Below are 17,304 nucleotides of genomic sequence, written 5' to 3'. Positions count from 1 at the left end.
TATTGTGTAACTTTGCGCCCTCATTACGAAAATACACGTTTCCCTCCATAACCAATGCGCATCCCCACAGCTACAATCACGCTCCTGTCACTCCTCCTGACATTTCTCTCCGCCGAAGCCGCCCCCGCCGACACTCCCGTGACCTATGCACCGGCCGACACCGCCGCCCTGCAGCTCGGCGAAGTCAGCGTGACATCCATCAAGCAGTCATCATCGCTCCTGCGCCAGCCCGTGACAGTCACCACAGTAAGCCAGGGACAGATCGAGCGGTTCAACATAGCCGGAATGAAAGGCGTAAGCGAAATCGCCCCCAACTTCTTCATGCCCGACTACGGCTCACGCATGACATCCTCCATCTACGTGCGCGGCATCGGGGCTCGCATCGACCAGTCGGCCGTCGGACTCAACATCGACAATATCCCCTATCTCAACAAAAACGGCTTTGACTTCGACATGCTCGACGTCGAGCGCATCGAAGTGCTCCGCGGCCCCCAGTCGACCCTCTACGGCCGCAACACCATCGCCGGACTCATCAACGTCTACACCCTCTCGCCCATGTCATGGCAGGGCGTGCGCATCATGGCCGAGGGGAGCATTCCCGCCGCCGGACGTGCCGGCATAGGCATCTATCAGAAACTCGCGCCGCGCCTGGCCATGAGCCTCAACGGTTACGTATCCCACACCCACGGATACTTCCGCAACCTCCACAACGGCAAGCGCGCCGACGCTTCAACCGACTTCTCCGGCCGATGGAAGACCCACTGGCGGCCCACTGACCGACTGAGCTTCGAAAACGTCCTCTCGGCCGGACACTCCCGCCAGAGCGGCTACCCCTATGCCTACGTCGAGACCGGCGACATCAACTATAACGACACCTGCTTCTACCGACGCACCTCGGTGACCGACGGACTCACCGTCCGCTGGGCCGGACCATCGGTGAGCATAGCCTCCATCACAGGCCTACAGTTTCTCAGCGACAATATGACGCTCGACCAGGACTTCCTCCCTGAAAGCTACTTCACCCTCACCCAGCGTCAGCTCGACCGCAGCATCACGCAGGACATCGTAGTGCGCGGACACAAAGGCGGCTACTCATGGCTCGCCGGAGCATTCGCCTTCTACAAATACGGCTCCATGACCGCCCCCGTGACATTCAAGGAGGACGGCATCGAAAACCTCATCCTCTCCAATATCCGCGGCAACATGCCCTCGTTCATACAGCTCGACTGGGCCGACGACAACTTCCTGCTCGGCAGCGATTTCCGCCACCACGTCAGCGGAGCCGCCCTCTATCACCAGAGCACCTACGACCTCGGCCCCTGGAGCTTCGCTCTCAACATGCGCTTTGACTACGAGCACACCGCCCTCTCCTACCGCAGCAACTGCGCCACCGGGGCCGTCGGCTCGGTCAACCTCCCGCAGCTTCCGCGTCCCATACCCTTCACACTCTCGGCCGACATCGACGAGGCCGGACGCCTCAAGCAGACATTCCGCCAGTTTCTGCCCAAACTCAGCGTCACCTACAATCTCCGCAACTCGGCCGTATTTCTATCGGTCGCCAAAGGCTACAAGTCGGGCGGATTCAACACCCAGATGTTCAGCGACTTTCTCCAGCAGCAGATGATAACCCAAATGAAGGACCAGGCCCTCGACCTCATGACAGGCATGATGCCGGGCGCAGGCGGCTCAGGCTCCGGCTCTGCCACACGCCCCGCCGACACCTCAGCCGACACCCCGCAATACACCGCCGCCGACTACGTGTCCTACAAGCCCGAGACCTCATGGAACTACGAGCTGGGCGGACACTTCTCCTGCGACGAAGGCCGCGTCTACTCCACCTTCTCGGCCTTCTACATCGACGTGCGCGACCAACAGATCACTGTCTTTCCCGAAGGCAATTCCACCGGACGCATGATGACCAACGCAGGACGCTCACGCTCATTCGGCGCGGAGCTCACACTGCGTTACACACCCACCGACCGATGGCGGTTTGACCTCTCCTACGGCTACACCAACGCACGCTTCCGCCGCTTCATCGACGCCGGAAAAGACCTCGCAGGCAACCGCATACCCTATGCCCCCTCCAACACCCTCTTCCTCGCCGCCTCCTACCGCCTGCCCCTGCACGGCACATTTATCGACGCCATCAGCTTCAGCCCCACACTCCGCGGCACAGGCTCAATCTACTGGGACGAGGAAAACCTCTACCGACAGCCCTTCTACGCCGAGCTCGGAGCCTCAGTGCGATTCCACCACTCACACTTCACCCTCGACCTCTGGGGCAAAAACCTCACCGACACCCGCTTTGACGTATTCCGCTACTCATCCGTGGGCCACGACTTCCTCCAGCGCGGCAAGCCCCTCCGCGGCGGCGTCACCCTGCGGCTCAACCTCTAAACAACCTCTAACATTTATTGATATTATTTGCACATCCTCTCGGCAATAAACCCCTCACACCTACGTTTGAATCATTGACAATAACAACAATATCATATATAATGAAAAAAATTATCCTTTCAGCAGCCATCGCGCTCTCGACTCTTGCCTTCACTTCATGTCTCAGCTCAAGCGGTGAGAGCAAGAACGAAGCCACCATAACCTACGGAGGCTCTCTCTGCTTCAACCGCGTCACCGACCTCCAGACAGGCGAGACTTTCAACACCTCCGACCCGCAATACTCCTTCCTCCTCGACTACACCAACCAGCTCGTCACCCCCTCGATGAGCAACCTCAAGCTTGCGGAAGATGCCTCGGGTCTCTCCTTCAAGCTCCCCTCGCTCAAGGTCAACCTCAACTCGCAGGACTACTCCTACACCGTCAACGGCATTGACCTCATCCCCGAAGGCGCATCTCAGCAATACGTCTTCTCAACCTTCTCGTTCAAGGCCATCGACCGCGCCTTCCGCACCAACAGCGGCACCTACGTCTACTCGCCCGTCTATGACATCTCCTACACCGTCAACGGTCGCTACAGCGTGACAGTCTATCCCACCCGTTACGACCTGCTCGGCACCACCACATCCAACGCCGACGGCAAAGACCCCTACACCTCTACCAAGCCCATCTACTCCATCACCCTCAACACCGACAAGGAAACCGGCAAGAAGACTGCCAACCTCACACTCACCGACGCAGTCTTCGCCTCAGGCCACACCACAATGAAATTCGGAGTCAAAGACCTCCCCTATGAAATCATGTCAGACGGCAGCATCGAGATAAAGACCCCCGCCGACGAGAAATCACAGATAGTCGACACAGCCGGTGACGTCAAGAACGCCTACCTCTCGGGTATAACCATCCATATCAGCGTCCCCACAAGCCGCGGATCCTACATATCATTCCACGCCAACATCCCCGGCATGCAGGGCTCGGCCTCCAATGACGAGTATGACGTAAAAGCCAATCTCTCCTACTACATACCCACCACTGAAGACTAAAAGCGTTAACGTAAGTTAAACACCGCAATCATAAAAACCATTTTCAAAATACCGTGTTATAATGGTGTAGTTACTATTATTTGCACTGTGTTTTCATGGTATTAGATTTAAGGTTAAAGACAACGGGTCATCGTGATGATGACCCGTTAGTTTTTTTAGCACACCTCGTGCACACCGAGCAAAAAAAATCACTAACTTTGCCGTCGCAAGTCAAAAGGCCATCCAACCGCCATAATCACCTAAGGACTTAGTAACCATGACACGCAAATACGACTATCTCGTTATAGGCTCGGGCATCGCCGGAATGAGCTTTGCCCTCAAAGTCGCAGGCCACGGCTCAGTGGCCCTCGTATGCAAGACCACTCTCGACGAAGCCAACACCGCCCTCGCACAAGGCGGCGTAGCATCCGTCACCAACCTCGAAGTCGACGACTTCGACAAACATATCCACGACACAATGGTGGCCGGCGACTGGCTCAGCGACCCGCAGGCCGTCGAGAAAGTCGTGCGCAACGCTCCCGCGCAGATCAACGAACTCATACGCTGGGGCGTAGACTTTGACAAAAACGACGACGGCACCTTCGACCTCCACCGCGAAGGCGGACACTCCGAATTCCGCATACTCCACCACGCCGACAACACCGGCTTCGAGATACAGGACTCTCTCATCAAGGCCGTCCGCGCCAACCCCAACATCGACATCTACGAACACCACTTCGCCATCGAAATCATCACCCAGCACCACCTGGGCAAGATAGTCACGCGACGCACCCCCGACATCACCTGTTACGGAGCCTACGTCCTCGACACAGCCACCGGAAACGTCGACACATTCCTCTCCCGCATCACCCTCATAGCCACCGGCGGATGCGGAGCCGTCTACCGCACCACCACCAATCCCCTCGTAGCCACCGGCGACGGCATAGCCATGGTCTATCGCGCCAAAGGCACTGTCAAAGACATGGAATTCATACAATTCCACCCCACGGCCCTCTATCATCCCGGCGACCGACCCTCATTTCTCATCACCGAGGCCATGCGAGGCTACGGAGCAGTCCTGCGCAACAAGCGCGGCGAGGAATTCATGCACCGCTACGACCCGAGACTCTCACTCGCTCCACGCGACATCGTAGCACGCGCCATCGACTCCGAAATGAAACTCCACGGCGACGACCACGTATACCTCGATGTCACTCACAAAGACCCCGAAGAGACACGCCGCCACTTCCCCAACATCTACGCCAAATGCCTCTCACTCGGCATCGACATCACACGCGACTATATCCCCGTCGCACCCGCCGCCCACTACCTATGCGGAGGCATACAGGTCGACACCAACGCCGAGTCATCAATACGACGCCTCTACGCCGTCGGCGAATGCTCATGCACCGGACTCCACGGAGGCAACCGTCTCGCTTCCAACTCTCTCATCGAAGCCGTAGTCTACGCCGATGCCGCCGCCCATCACTCCATGCAGCAGATATCACACTACGACTTCCGCACCGACGTCCCCGAATGGAATGACGAAGGCACACGCCACCCCGAAGAAATGGTGCTCATCACTCAGAGCATACGCGAAGTCGGACAGATCATGGGCACATATGTCGGCATCGTACGCTCCGACCTGCGTCTCGACAGAGCATGGAACCGCCTTGACATTCTCTACGAAGAGACCGAAAAACTGTTCAAACGCTCAAAAGCCTCACGCGAAATCTGCGAGCTGCGCAACATCATCAACGTCGGCTACCTCATCATGCGCCAGGCCAAAGAACGCAAAGAATCACGCGGACTCCACTACACTGTCGACTATCCACCCGTGCCCCACAACCCCAAAAACTAACCACAACCCCCTAAAACCGCCACAGCCATCCGACACCTCATACTACTGCTCCTCCTGACGCTGTTCATCCTCCCCCCCGTGCATGCACAAACCACAGCGTCCATCCCCTCCGCCGAAGAAATCGAAGCCGGAGGCGGACGCAAACGCGCGCTCGAAGGCTACTACTTCTTCGACGGGGACGAAGGCCCCGAGACACTCATGCTCGTCCTCGGAGAAGTCACAGTCTTCCCGCCGCTAAAATTCAAAAACAAAAAAGAAGAACAGTTCTACTGGAAGACTGTCCGCGACGTCCGCAAGACCCTCCCCTACGCCAAACTCATCTGCGAAACCCTCATCGAGACCTACGAATACATCGAGACCTTCCCCACTCAGAAAGAGCGCGAAGAGCACCTCAAAAAAATGGAAGGAGCCGTATTCGAGCAATACAAACCCGTCCTCAAGAAATTCACCAAAAGCCAGGCCCAGATGCTCATCAAGCTCATCAACCGCGAGACCAACCAATCGAGCTACAACATCCTCAAAGCCTTCCTCGGCAGCTTCCGTGCCGGCTTCTGGCAGACCTTCGGCCGCTTCTTCGGCGTCAACCTCAAGACCACCTACAACCCCGACAAAGACCGCAAAGACGCCATCATCGAGCGCGTCGCCACCATGGTCGAGCTCGGCCAGCTCTAATAAGAGCCCATCCGTCCCCACTCGGCCGCGAAGCCCCCTCGGCCGCGAAGCCTTTGTCCCCGCTCCCGAGCTTCAGCTCGGCCTTTGTAAAAAGTGTGAGCGCGGAAGCCCCCTCATAACCTCATAACCTCATAACCTCATAACCTTTTGCTCGAAGAGCAAAAAAAAATGGCCCGGCGGGTCACTGGTACCACTTGCCGGGCCGAAGTTGTAGTTATCGGAAAGGCAACTACTTGCCCTTCCAAGGTCTTTACGGCTAAAGACCTTACATCATTGCCGGAGCGTCGCTCTCATCCCACTTTCGTAGAGAAAATCACTCTGCGCCGGAGAAGCGAAGGCACAGTCAGACTGTCCCCTCACATAGCCCGAGGCTCGTTGCCAAGTGCTACTTTTGCGAAAACCTACGGGGAGAGACTTCATCAACGGGATGGGCAACACTCCTTTCGTGCTTTCATCTATACTAACGCCCCCACCCCGCAAAGTGTTTTACTAACAACTGTTGAAAGTCATTAAAAAAAACACTAAATTTGTACACTCAAAACAAGCAGCATGAAGAGAGAACGCAACAGCCACACCCCCCGTCCGCCCCGCATACAGAGTGCCGTAAAGCCCAAGAAAGCACTCGGCCAGCACTTCCTCACCGACGAAAGCGTGGCCCAACGCATCGCAGCCACCCTCGACCCGTGGCACGGCCTCCCCGTGCTCGAAGTCGGCCCCGGAATGGGCGTACTCACAAAATATCTCCTCGCCTCAGGCCACGACGTAAAAGTCGCCGAGATCGACACCGAAAGCATACAATATCTACGCTACAACTTTCCCGAACTCAGCGGACGCATACTCGACGCCGACTTCCTGCGCCTCGACCTCGCAGCCCTCTATCCCGACGGCAGCAAATTTTGCGTCATAGGCAACTATCCCTACAACATATCCTCACAGATATTTTTCCACATCCTCGACTACAAAGACCGGGTCACAGCATGTTCAGGCATGCTCCAGCGCGAAGTAGCACAGCGTCTCGCCGCCCCCGAAGGCACCAAAGACCGCGGCATACTCAGCGTCTTGCTCCAGGCATGGTATGACGTGCGCTACCTCTTCACAGTCGACGAAAACGTCTTCAACCCGCCCCCCAAAGTCAAGAGCGGCGTCATCATCATGACCCGCAACGACGTCACCGACCTCGGCTGCGACGAACGACTCTTCAAGACCGTCGTCAAGACCACCTTCGGACAGCGGCGCAAGACCATCCGCAACTCCATCCGCGGCCTCCTACCCCCCGGAGCCCCACTGCCCGACACCCCGCTTCTCACCCTGCGGCCCGAACAGCTCACCGTAGCCCAGTTCATCGAGCTCACCAACCTCCTCACCCCATAAGCATTAGCCCATCCGGTCCATTAGCCCCATACGGCCCATTGGCCTCATCCGTCACCAATGAAAGAGTTCAATCCCGAATACCTCCAGCACCTGCGCAAAATCATCGAGGACCACGCCGACAGCGCAGCCCGCGAAGAGCTCAGCGACCTCCACCCCGCCGACATCGCCGAGCTCTACCGCGACCTCGACCTTGAAGAAGCAGAATATCTCTTCCGACTCCTTGACGAAGAGACTCAGGCCGACGTGCTCATGGAGCTCGACGAAGACGAGCGCGCAAAGCTCCTCAGCAAGATGGACGCCGAGGACATCGCCAAGCAGATTGAACACCTCGACACCGACGACGCCGTCGACATCATACAGGAGCTTGACGAAGACGAGCGCGACAAAATCCTCAGTCACATCGACGACGTCGAGCAGGCCGGCGACATCATCGACCTGCTCCAGTATGACGAAGACACCGCCGGCGGACTCATGGGCACCGAAATGATAGTCGTCAACGAAAACTGGAGCATGCCCGAATGCATCAAACAGATGAGAATGCAGGCCGAAGACATGGACGAAGTCTACTATGTCTACGTTGTCGACAACGATGACCGCCTCCGAGGCACACTCCCTCTGAAGAAACTCATCACCCACCCCTCCGTCTCCAAGATCAAACACGTAATGGAAGACGATCCCGTAGCCGTAAAAGCCGACACCCCCATCGACGAAGTAGCTCTCGACTTCGAGAAATACGACCTCGTCGCCATGCCCGTAATCGACTCCATCGGACGACTCCTCGGACGCATCACCGTCGACGACGTAATGGACAAAGTGCGCGACTCAAGCGAGCGAGACTATCAGCTCGCATCAGGTCTTAGTCACGACGTAGAGAGTGATGACAAACTCTTCGCACAGACCAAAGCACGCCTCCCATGGCTACTCATAGGCATGATAGGCGGACTATGCAACTCATTCATACTCGGAAAATTTGAAGGCGGCTTCGTCGTCGACCCCGCACTCGCCCTCTTCATACCCCTCATCGGAGGCACAGGTGGTAACGTCGGCACACAATCATCAGCCATCGTAGTCCAGGGCCTCGCCAACGGCTCTCTCGACATACGCAAATCCACCCGCCAGCTCCTCAAAGAGCTCGGTGTCGGACTCGTCAACGGCGGCATCATAGCCCTTCTCGTCTTCATCTACAACTATTTCACCATAGGCCAGGGCCACGAGGTCACCACATTCGCCGTATCCATATCACTCTTCTGCGTCGTAATGTTCGCCTCAGTCTTCGGCACTTTCGTCCCCCTCACACTCGAAAAACTCAAGATAGACCCCGCCCTCGCCACAGGCCCCTTCATCTCCATCACCAACGATATCATCGGTATGCTCATCTACATGACCATATCCACCTGGCTCATCATAGCCTTCCACTAAAGCCCGGCCATCAGCCCCATCCGGTCCATCCCCCTCAGCTCCACGCAGTGCGCAGCCTTTGTCCCCGCTCCCGAGTTTCAGCTCGGCCTTTTTGAAAAAGAGTGAGCGCGAAAGCCCCTGCCACGCGGCTACCTCCGTCTTCTCCGGCCACGGGTCGAAGTCTTGATCTTCATGCTGTCAGTCTCCATCACTGTCACCCCCAGCAGGCCCCTCATTACAGGCACCGTCACCGAATCTCCGTCATGCACACGGCGGTAACGCCGTTCATCCATACCCACAAACTTCTCCTCACCGTTATTAAGCACAATCTTCAGCTTATACACATAATACTTCTCACCCGTCGCCACATAACGCCGTCCCACACGGCGAGTCTTGCGACGCTCCTCGCGGAAATGGCCCGCTACCACCCCACGCTCCACATGCTCGCTCGAACGGTCGGCAAGCATATTGTTAAGAGCAAAAAACGCAAACGACAGCACAGCCGCCGTAAACACCACGTGACACCCATAGTTCCACCAGCGGGCATCACTGTCCGTAAGCCATTGCCACATCCGCCACATATGCAGCCCCGTCGCAAGCCCGACACCCAGCGTAACAGCCGGCACTATCCACCACTCGATGACAGCATCCTTATAAAGCAGCATCGCCCACACAATCATCCCTGTCAGAACCACGACAGCGACAACAATCTTCACGCCTCTCAAAAACTTATTCATAACTCATAAATAAAATTATCAAGGGCCGTAAGCCAAACCCGCAGGTTCGGCCTACGGCCCTTAAAGATATTTTTTAGAGGGTGTTTCATAACAAATGTTAAGCCAAAGTGGGTGTATTTTCATTTAAATTGTTCATAATCAGAGGGAGCATAGCTGTAGCTATGTGACCGATGATTAGGGACAAGTTAAATGAAAAGACGCCCATGAGTGGTAAAGCTTTAATAAATCCTTATTATGATACATATTAAGTAATAATAAAAATACCTTGTTTGCATCCATTGTCATGGTCGTGTTCCACCCTGTCAATCGGTCACATAGCTACAGCTATGCTCCCTCTTTCCATGACGAAACACGACTCATGACAATGGACTTTGGCTTTAACATTTGTTATGAAACACCCTCTTATATTATTCTACAATAATCTCCTGCTCTCCCTCAGGCATATGCACCACATATTTGCCAGGGCGTGTCACCACCCTCTGACTCTCGGAGTCAAACACCGCAAAAGCATCACCTCCGAGTGTGATCTCCACCTTCTCGGTCTTGCCCGCGGGGATATGCACACGCTTGAAACCCTTGAGATTTCTGATGGGACCCGACACATCGGCCGGACAGCTCACATACACCATCACCACCTCATCGCCGTCCATCTTGCCTGTATTCTTCACAGGCACAGTCACCTTGACAGGCTCTCCGGCCTTCACGCGGGTCGACGAATACTTAGGCTTGCCATACTTGAAAGTCGTATAGCTCAGTCCGTGGCCAAAAGGATAGAGCGGCTCGCCCTTGAAATAGCGATACGTGCGGCCTACCATCGAATAATCCTCAAAATCAGGTAGCTGGCTGTCATCCTTATAGAATGTGATAGGCAGACGTCCTCCGGGATTGTAGTCGCCAAACAGCACCTCGGCCACAGCGCGGCCGCCGGCCTGACCGGGATACCACGCCTGAAGCACAGCGTCACATATCTCATCCTCGGGCGTAAGAGCCACTGCCGAACCCGAGCAGTTGACATACACCACCTTCTTGCCGGCATCCTTGATTTTCTTTATCAACTGACGCTGCACGCTGGGCAGCTCGATTGATTCGCGGTCGCCGCCCCTGAATCCGGGCACCGACACCTTCATCTCCTCGCCTTCGAGCTGGGGAGAGATACCGCCGACAAATATCACTACATCGGCATCAGCGAAATCCACAGGCTTCTCCTTGGCCGAGAGGATGTCAAACTTGAGTGTGGCATCACCCTCGAAGTGCTTGAAACGCACCGCGATGTCATGGCGGCTACCCTTCTCCGCGCTGAAGATATACGACGCCTTATGATTCTGACGTCCCTCGGGATGGCGCACTATCACCTCCTTGCCGTCGAGCGTCACAAGTTCGTCGCCTTTGCTCGACTCAAACTCTATGATATAGTCGCCCGACTCGGGAGCCTCAAACGTGCCCGTATACAGACCGCTGAAATTGGTCAGCTCCACGCCGGGAGCAAACACTGTAGCTCCGCCGCCGTCCAGACGTATCGGAGTCGTATAGGTAGCCGTAGCCACGGGCGCGCCCTCCATCTTGTGGTCGTTCCAGTAGGAAGCCTTCATGCCACCGGCTATGCGGTCAAAATAAGAAGTCTTGTTGTCGCTCACCACATGAGAGCATCCGCGCTCATATACTGCGTCGGGCACATAACCTCTCACACCCTCCAGCACAGTCACCGTATGGGCGGGAAAACCGTTATAGTTGCCCCACTGCATCACCGAGTCGTTGGCATTGGGACCCATTACATAGATTTTCTTGCCGGCCTTGGGATCGAGCGGCAATATACCGTTGTTCTTGAGCAGCGTCATCGACTTGCGCGCCATCTCGAGAGCCTTGGCCGCGTGGGCCGGAGTGTTGAGATGTGTCGCCTCGCTGTAACTGTTCCAGGGCACATCGGCCGCCGAGTCGATTTCACCCAGACGATAGCGATAGTCGAGCAGCTTCACCACGGCCGAGTCGATGGTGGCCTCAGTGATGAGACCCTGCTCGTAAGCCTTGCGCAGACTCTTGTAGACAGGTCCGCACTCGAGGTCCGTACCCGAAATCACCGCGTCAGAGCTCGCATGCGCGTCCGACGGATGAGTGTTGTGGGCCCAGTCGGAGATAAAGTCGCGTATGGCCCAGCAGTCCGACACTATTATGTTTTTATAGCCCCACTCGCCGCGCAATATCTGCTGCAACAGTTTCTTGCTCGAGCAGCAAGGCTCACCCTCATATCGGTTGTAGGCACACATCACCTGCGCCACATCCTCGTCGACAAGAGTCTTGAAGGCAGGCAGATAAGTCTCCCACAGGTCGCGCGGGTCTATATCCTTGGCGTCAAACGAGTGGCGGTTCCACTCGGGCCCGCTGTGCACTGCAAAGTGCTTGGCTCCGGCCAGAGTCTTCATATACTTGCCTCCGCGCGGGCCCTGCAGCCCGTTGACCACGGCCACACCCATGCGCGAAGCCAGATAAGGGTCCTCGCCATAAGTCTCCTGGCCGCGTCCCCAGCGAGGGTCGCGGAAGATGTTGACATTGGGGGTCCAGAACGACAGGCCTTGATAACGATTGATATGGCCGCTCTTTCTGAAGCCGTTGAATTTCGCGCGGGCCTCGTCGCTGATTATATCGAATGTCTCGCCGACGGCCGCGTCGTCAAACGTCGCAGCCATGCCGATGGTCTGCGGGAACACAGTCGCAAGCCCCGCTCGGGCAACACCGTGCAGAGCCTCGCTCCACCAGTTGAACTCAGGGATACCCAACCGCGGGATAGCCGGTGACTCGTCCATCATCAGCGAAATTTTTTCGTCAAGTGTAAGTCTGGGCAGCATGGCCTCGGCTTTCTCGCGCGGCGTCTCAGCCGACGCCCCGAGCATTCCTGCCGCCATAAGTGTCGCAACAAGCAGTTTTTTCATGGTGTTACAGTATTGTAGTTTTTACATTATCTTGTCGCAAAGATAAGCAAAATACATCTAAAAATCAAAAAAACCGCCGTTGACCGTAAAAAAAGCGTCATTCACCCTCCTTTCACGGCATTTCTAAACAATTGTTTAGTATTTCACACCCGCTCTTTCACTACCTTTGCACTCGCAAAAACAATTAAGTGCTTTATTACATCCCAACCTATTCACCTTACACATAAGTCTATACATATCTGTTTTTTATCCTGACTTTTCTTTAATACAGTATGTATTATTCACCCCCATGTCGTCCTTACTCGGCCAACTGCTTGCGCAGACGGCTGAGATGGACCGGGGTAATACAAAGCCACGAAGCGATGTCACACAGCGGAGCTTTCTGAAACAGACCGGGATAAGCCTTCTGCACCTTCATGTAACGCTCGCGCGGCGAAAGCCTGTACATATCAAGATAACGGCCGTAGACAGTCTTGAAAAGCACCACCTCTATACCGACGCAGAAACGCAAGCCACGTCTCACGGCAAAGCTCACAAATTCTTCCATACTCACCACCCACACCCGGCTGCGACGTCCGGCGACAATCGACACCTCCGACGGAAACCCCGATAAATTGCTGTTGATGTCACACACATAATCATCATCAAACGAAAAGCCCACCACACGCTCCTCGCCATCTGTCGTGTTGACCAGAAAACGCATATAGCCCGACTCCACATATCCCAGCTCTCCGGCCACCGTCCCCGCGGACAGAAACACATCACCCTTGGCATACTCGCGCATCACTCCGCGGGTCATACACAGCTCCTTCACCGACGACAAGTCAAGCAATTCACGATAGACGTTAAACTCAGCCATAAATCCATTAAAACGTTAATAAAGCTATTCGCAAATGTAGTGGAAATTTCTATATCCTAATAGATTACACAATGTTAAAAGATTATAAAAACCACTTTACACCCATCACTTCGCAAAAACTTTTCACTAATTTAGGCGTCGAATAACCAAATTCATTCAAGCTACCATGAAAAAACATATTTCCCGACTGCTTGCACTCGCCATGTTCATCTCGGTCGCCATAGGTCTGCGGGCTGAGCGCGTAGTCGACATGCCTGACTTCGAGTGCCGTAAATCACATGTGCTGACTGTGGAGCGCATCACCCTCTCTGACAACGAAACCCGTGTAGACTTCCGCGTCGAGGCCAAGAAAGGCTACAAAGGCACGGTGGGCGATAATTCGCGGCTTAAAGACATCATCACCGGCAACTGCTATTATCCGACCCGCGCCGAAGGTGTGAAATTTAACGAGACAATACGCATTCCGGCCGAAGGCTACATCCGTTATTCGCTCTTCTATCCTCCGCTCCCCGATTCAGTCAAGGCGATAGACTTCATCGAAGGCTCCTGGGACATATTCGGACTGCGGCTCGACGGCAAAAAGGCCACCCGTCCGGCACGCATAACAGATCCCGGGCAACTCATCATCTCACGCGAGCATCCTCCCGTCATTGCACCGCTCTTCACTCCCGGCATCGTACACATCGAGGGTGTGGTCGACAGCTACGACCCACGCACATTCGGTAAAAACATACAGTTGCGCACATTCAGCCCCATTACAGGCAATTACAAACTCCCCATAATCGACATACAGCCCGACGGCACATTCGCTTGCGACATCCAGCTTGACGGCCCGGGATTTGCCTACATATCACAGTTGCGTAACGACCTCTATCTCGAGCCGGGCCATGACCTGTTCATATACATTGACCCCGAGCAGGAAGCCGAAAACAGCAAGACCGACCAACACTCCATCCGGCCCGTCCGCTTCGGAGGGTCGCTCGGAGCCATAAATACGGGACTGGCCGACGCTCCATCCGAGCCGATCATTCGTTATGACCGACTTGCCAAAAAACTCACCCCCGAACGTATGATGGCCCACATCGACAGTGTGCATAACCTCTGGGACACAAAAGTCGAGAACTACATGGCCGCCACCCCTTCGCTACACCCCGTGGCCAAAACCATACTGCGACACAACATAGTCAATCAACGCGCCTATGACCACCTCAACTATCTGATGCACATGAACCGTGCAACGTGGCAAAATCCCTCCGCGAGCGTCACTGCCCCCACGCTCGACTACTACCGCAACGTCATCCCCTCATTGCTTTTGACCGACTCGGCATATATCGTGTCCAAGCCCACCGAAACCCTGCTCAACCGTCTTGCTTTCTGCCCGCTGCCCGAGATGCTCGGCTTCGATATGAAAAACATTCCCCACCGCCAGCCGTCATCATTGACTGAGAGAGTCGGTTCGATTGTCGCGCTCTGGTCTTCATGCGTCCGTCTTGACTCGAAGGCCGGATATGTCAACGAATTTCTTGGCACATCCACCACCCCGCTGCTATGGCAGATGGCCTCGCTCGCCTATCTGACAAACTATCATAAATACTCCGGCCCCCTCACAGGCACCATTGACGACGCCATGCAGGTGCTCGACTCGCTGAAATGTATCAGCCATCCGGTCCTGCGCAAAGCCCTTGCCGATCACTTCGCCTCACAGTATGAAACCGCCGGACGCCCCTCTCCTCTGCCCGACACCGAAGGCGGTAAAATCATGCGACAGCTCATAGCACCCTACGCCGGCAAAGCCATCTTCGTCGACTTCTGGTCGACAGGCTGCGGTCCGTGCCGTGCTGAAATAAAGCGCAATCGAGAGTTTCGCGACACTCACCGCGACGGCAAGGGCTATGTATTTCTCTTCATCACAGGTGACGAAGACTCGCCCGAGAACGCATACAATAAATTTGTAGCTGACAACATGACCGATGACATCACTCTGCGCATTCCACAGGACGATTTCAACCGTCTGCGCGAGCTTTACAATTTCTCAGCCTTCCCCTACCACACCTTCATCTCCCCCGAAGGACACTCCGTCATCAACAACATCTCCTTTAGCGAAAGCACCATCCCCACCATACTCAAAAGATACGGCATCGAGCTATAGCCGACTGCCTGACAATCCATTATCCGGTCCCTGTTGATTTTTTAATAAAAATTTAACAGGGACTTTTTATTATTAACGACACACAAGCCGTAACTTTGCACCCGTAACAATCACCAAACTCCATCGAATCAATACCATGAAACGAACAATTCTCACGTCTCTCGCCCTCCTGCTGCTCACCCTTCTCCCCGCCCAGGCAGCCGACTACAGCCACTATTATCAGGGCCTCCCCATCGACATCCGTCAGGTCACCCCCATCACCTTTCCTGACCGCACAGCCTCCATCACCGCCCACGGAGCCGTAGGCGACGGCGTGACACTCTGCACCACAGCCATACAGCATACCATCGACTCACTCGCAGCCCTCGGAGGCGGCACCGTCACCATCCCCATGGGCGTATGGCTCACAGGCCCCATCGAGCTCCGCGACAATATCAACCTCTCGCTCGACCGCAACGCCATCCTCTACTTCTCGCCCGACAAAACCCTCTACATCGACCCCAACCCCAAAGCCACACGCGTCAAGGCCTGCATCTCAGCCACCCGCTGCACCAACATCGGCATCACCGGCTCAGGCATGATCGACGGCAACGGTTCGCAGTGGCGTCCCGTCAAGCGAGGCAAAGTCAGCAATGTGGAATGGAACGATTTCAAAGCCATGGGAGGCGTAGAACGCGACAACGGCTCGCTCTGGTATCCGTGGGAGCTCCGCTCAGGCTATGAGGACGTAGCCGCCACCCCCGAAAAGCAGGAAAAGAAGCGCAACGACCTCTTCCGCGTATTCTACTGCGAAAACATACTCCTCGAAGGCGTCACCTTCCAGAACGCCCCCAAATTTCACGTCCATCCCTTCAACAGCCGCAACATCATCATGGACGGCATCACCGTACGTTGTCCCTGGAACGCCCAGAACGGTGACGCCATCGACCTCTCCGACTGCCACCAGGCACTCATCGTCAACTCCACGGTCGACGCCGGCGACGACGGCCTCTGCCTCAAGAGCGGCACACGCAAAGACGGCACCGACATCAACGGCGTAGCCGACGTGCTCATGCGCTACAACACCGTCTACCACGCCCACGGAGCCTTCGTGATAGGCAGCGAAGACATCTGCGGCATCGACCGCGTCGTAGCCACCGACTGCCGCTTCTCGGGCACCGACACCGGCCTGCGTTTCAAGAGCGCGATAGGCCGCGGAGGCAAGACTTCCGACATATATCTCTACAACATCATGATGGCTGACATACGTGGCGAAGCCATAATCTTTGAATGCTCCTACGCCGACCGTCCCGCCGGCTCCAAGGCTAGCGACACACCCGCCGTCAAAGAGCTCGTCAACGTCCCCGAATTCAAAGACATAAAAATCTACGACATCATCTGCCGCGGCTGCAAGACAGGCATCAAAGCCACAGGCATACAAGGCATGGACTGCGTGCACGACATCGACATCTCCAACAGCACCATCGTCTATCGCAACGCCCCCACCGCCATCGACTCAGCCACAGCCCGCATCAACCTCACCGACGTCCGCCTAATCCCCGACAAAAAATAAGAGGTTGTTTAATAACAAATGTGAAGCCGGAGTGGATGTATTTTTGAGCTAACCTGTTCATAATCTGAAGGAGCCATGCTGTAGCATGGTGACTGAAGATTAGGGACAGGGGAGCCAAAAAGACATCCATGCAGGCGATAGTAACTTATATTAACATTATTATACATTAAAATTGCTTTATTGAAGTTATAAAAAATGCTTGTTTGCATCCATTCTCTTGAGATGGACTCCGGCTTTCACATTTGTTTTTAAACAACGTAACTACTCAGGTAGGTTTGTCGTACTCCCCCATGCACAACTTCCCTCGTTGCAACCAACGAGAGTAAATCGTTTTTTTACAAAATATGAAGCTGTTTATAATGTCA

General features: G+C 55.2%; 11 protein-coding genes. 8 read left to right on the top strand and 3 right to left on the bottom strand.

Annotated elements, in window-relative coordinates; all coding sequences use genetic code 11:
• The first annotated feature begins 54 nt into the window (after positions 1-54).
• The 6 genes from QGT73_RS05440 to mgtE all read left to right on the top strand — a co-directional run bounded on the left by QGT73_RS05440 (position 55) and on the right by mgtE (position 8,739).
• Entirely contained in the window at positions 55-2,397 is a 2,343-nt protein-coding gene (locus tag QGT73_RS05440; RefSeq protein WP_280121776.1) for a TonB-dependent receptor, read from the top strand.
• A 101-nt stretch (positions 2,398-2,498) separates the two neighbouring features.
• Complete coding sequence (locus QGT73_RS05435) at positions 2,499-3,437, top strand: hypothetical protein (protein ID WP_280121775.1); 939 nt, start codon at positions 2,499-2,501, stop codon at positions 3,435-3,437.
• A gap of 256 nt (positions 3,438-3,693) precedes the next feature.
• Complete coding sequence (nadB, locus tag QGT73_RS05430; RefSeq protein WP_280121774.1) at positions 3,694-5,277, top strand: L-aspartate oxidase; 1,584 nt, start codon at positions 3,694-3,696, stop codon at positions 5,275-5,277.
• Positions 5,278-5,397: 120 nt separating this feature from the next.
• Complete coding sequence (locus QGT73_RS05425; protein ID WP_425278387.1) at positions 5,398-5,949, top strand: DUF4294 domain-containing protein; 552 nt, start codon at positions 5,398-5,400, stop codon at positions 5,947-5,949.
• A 549-nt stretch (positions 5,950-6,498) separates the two neighbouring features.
• Positions 6,499-7,320 carry a 16S rRNA (adenine(1518)-N(6)/adenine(1519)-N(6))-dimethyltransferase RsmA gene (gene rsmA / locus QGT73_RS05420; RefSeq protein WP_280121772.1) on the top strand — a complete coding sequence of 274 codons (822 nt, stop codon included), beginning with the start codon at positions 6,499-6,501 and terminating at the stop codon, positions 7,318-7,320.
• Positions 7,321-7,377: 57 nt separating this feature from the next.
• Complete coding sequence (mgtE, locus tag QGT73_RS05415) at positions 7,378-8,739, top strand: magnesium transporter (protein WP_123616709.1); 1,362 nt, start codon at positions 7,378-7,380, stop codon at positions 8,737-8,739.
• A gap of 128 nt (positions 8,740-8,867) precedes the next feature.
• Here mgtE and QGT73_RS05410 read toward each other — a convergent pair whose 3' ends face one another.
• From QGT73_RS05410 to QGT73_RS05400, 3 genes are all read right to left on the bottom strand, one after another.
• Positions 8,868-9,455 carry a hypothetical protein gene (locus QGT73_RS05410; RefSeq protein WP_280121771.1) on the bottom strand — a complete coding sequence of 196 codons (588 nt, stop codon included), beginning with the start codon at positions 9,453-9,455 and terminating at the stop codon, positions 8,868-8,870.
• A 407-nt stretch (positions 9,456-9,862) separates the two neighbouring features.
• On the bottom strand, positions 9,863-12,379 hold the full coding sequence (locus tag QGT73_RS05405) for a glycoside hydrolase family 3 C-terminal domain-containing protein (RefSeq protein WP_280121770.1): 2,517 nt from the start codon (positions 12,377-12,379) through the stop codon (positions 9,863-9,865).
• A gap of 298 nt (positions 12,380-12,677) precedes the next feature.
• Positions 12,678-13,238 carry a Crp/Fnr family transcriptional regulator gene (locus tag QGT73_RS05400; protein WP_280121769.1) on the bottom strand — a complete coding sequence of 187 codons (561 nt, stop codon included), beginning with the start codon at positions 13,236-13,238 and terminating at the stop codon, positions 12,678-12,680.
• A 166-nt stretch (positions 13,239-13,404) separates the two neighbouring features.
• Here QGT73_RS05400 and QGT73_RS05395 point away from each other — a divergent pair, with 166 nt between their 5' ends.
• A complete protein-coding gene (locus QGT73_RS05395; RefSeq protein ID WP_280121768.1) occupies positions 13,405-15,387 on the top strand; it encodes a TlpA family protein disulfide reductase in 1,983 nt (660 codons plus the stop codon).
• A 136-nt stretch (positions 15,388-15,523) separates the two neighbouring features.
• The gene (locus QGT73_RS05390) at positions 15,524-16,939 is read left to right on the top strand and encodes a glycoside hydrolase family 28 protein (protein ID WP_280121767.1); all 1,416 of its coding nucleotides are present in this window, start codon (positions 15,524-15,526) and stop codon (positions 16,937-16,939) included.
• The last annotated feature ends 365 nt before the right edge of the window (positions 16,940-17,304 follow it).

Source organism: Duncaniella muricolitica (assembly GCF_910574735.1).
Lineage (GTDB): Bacteria > Bacteroidota > Bacteroidia > Bacteroidales > Muribaculaceae > Duncaniella > Duncaniella muricolitica.
The sequence above is the reverse complement of the archived record's forward strand: the minus strand, read 5'-3'. Positions and strand labels throughout refer to the sequence as shown.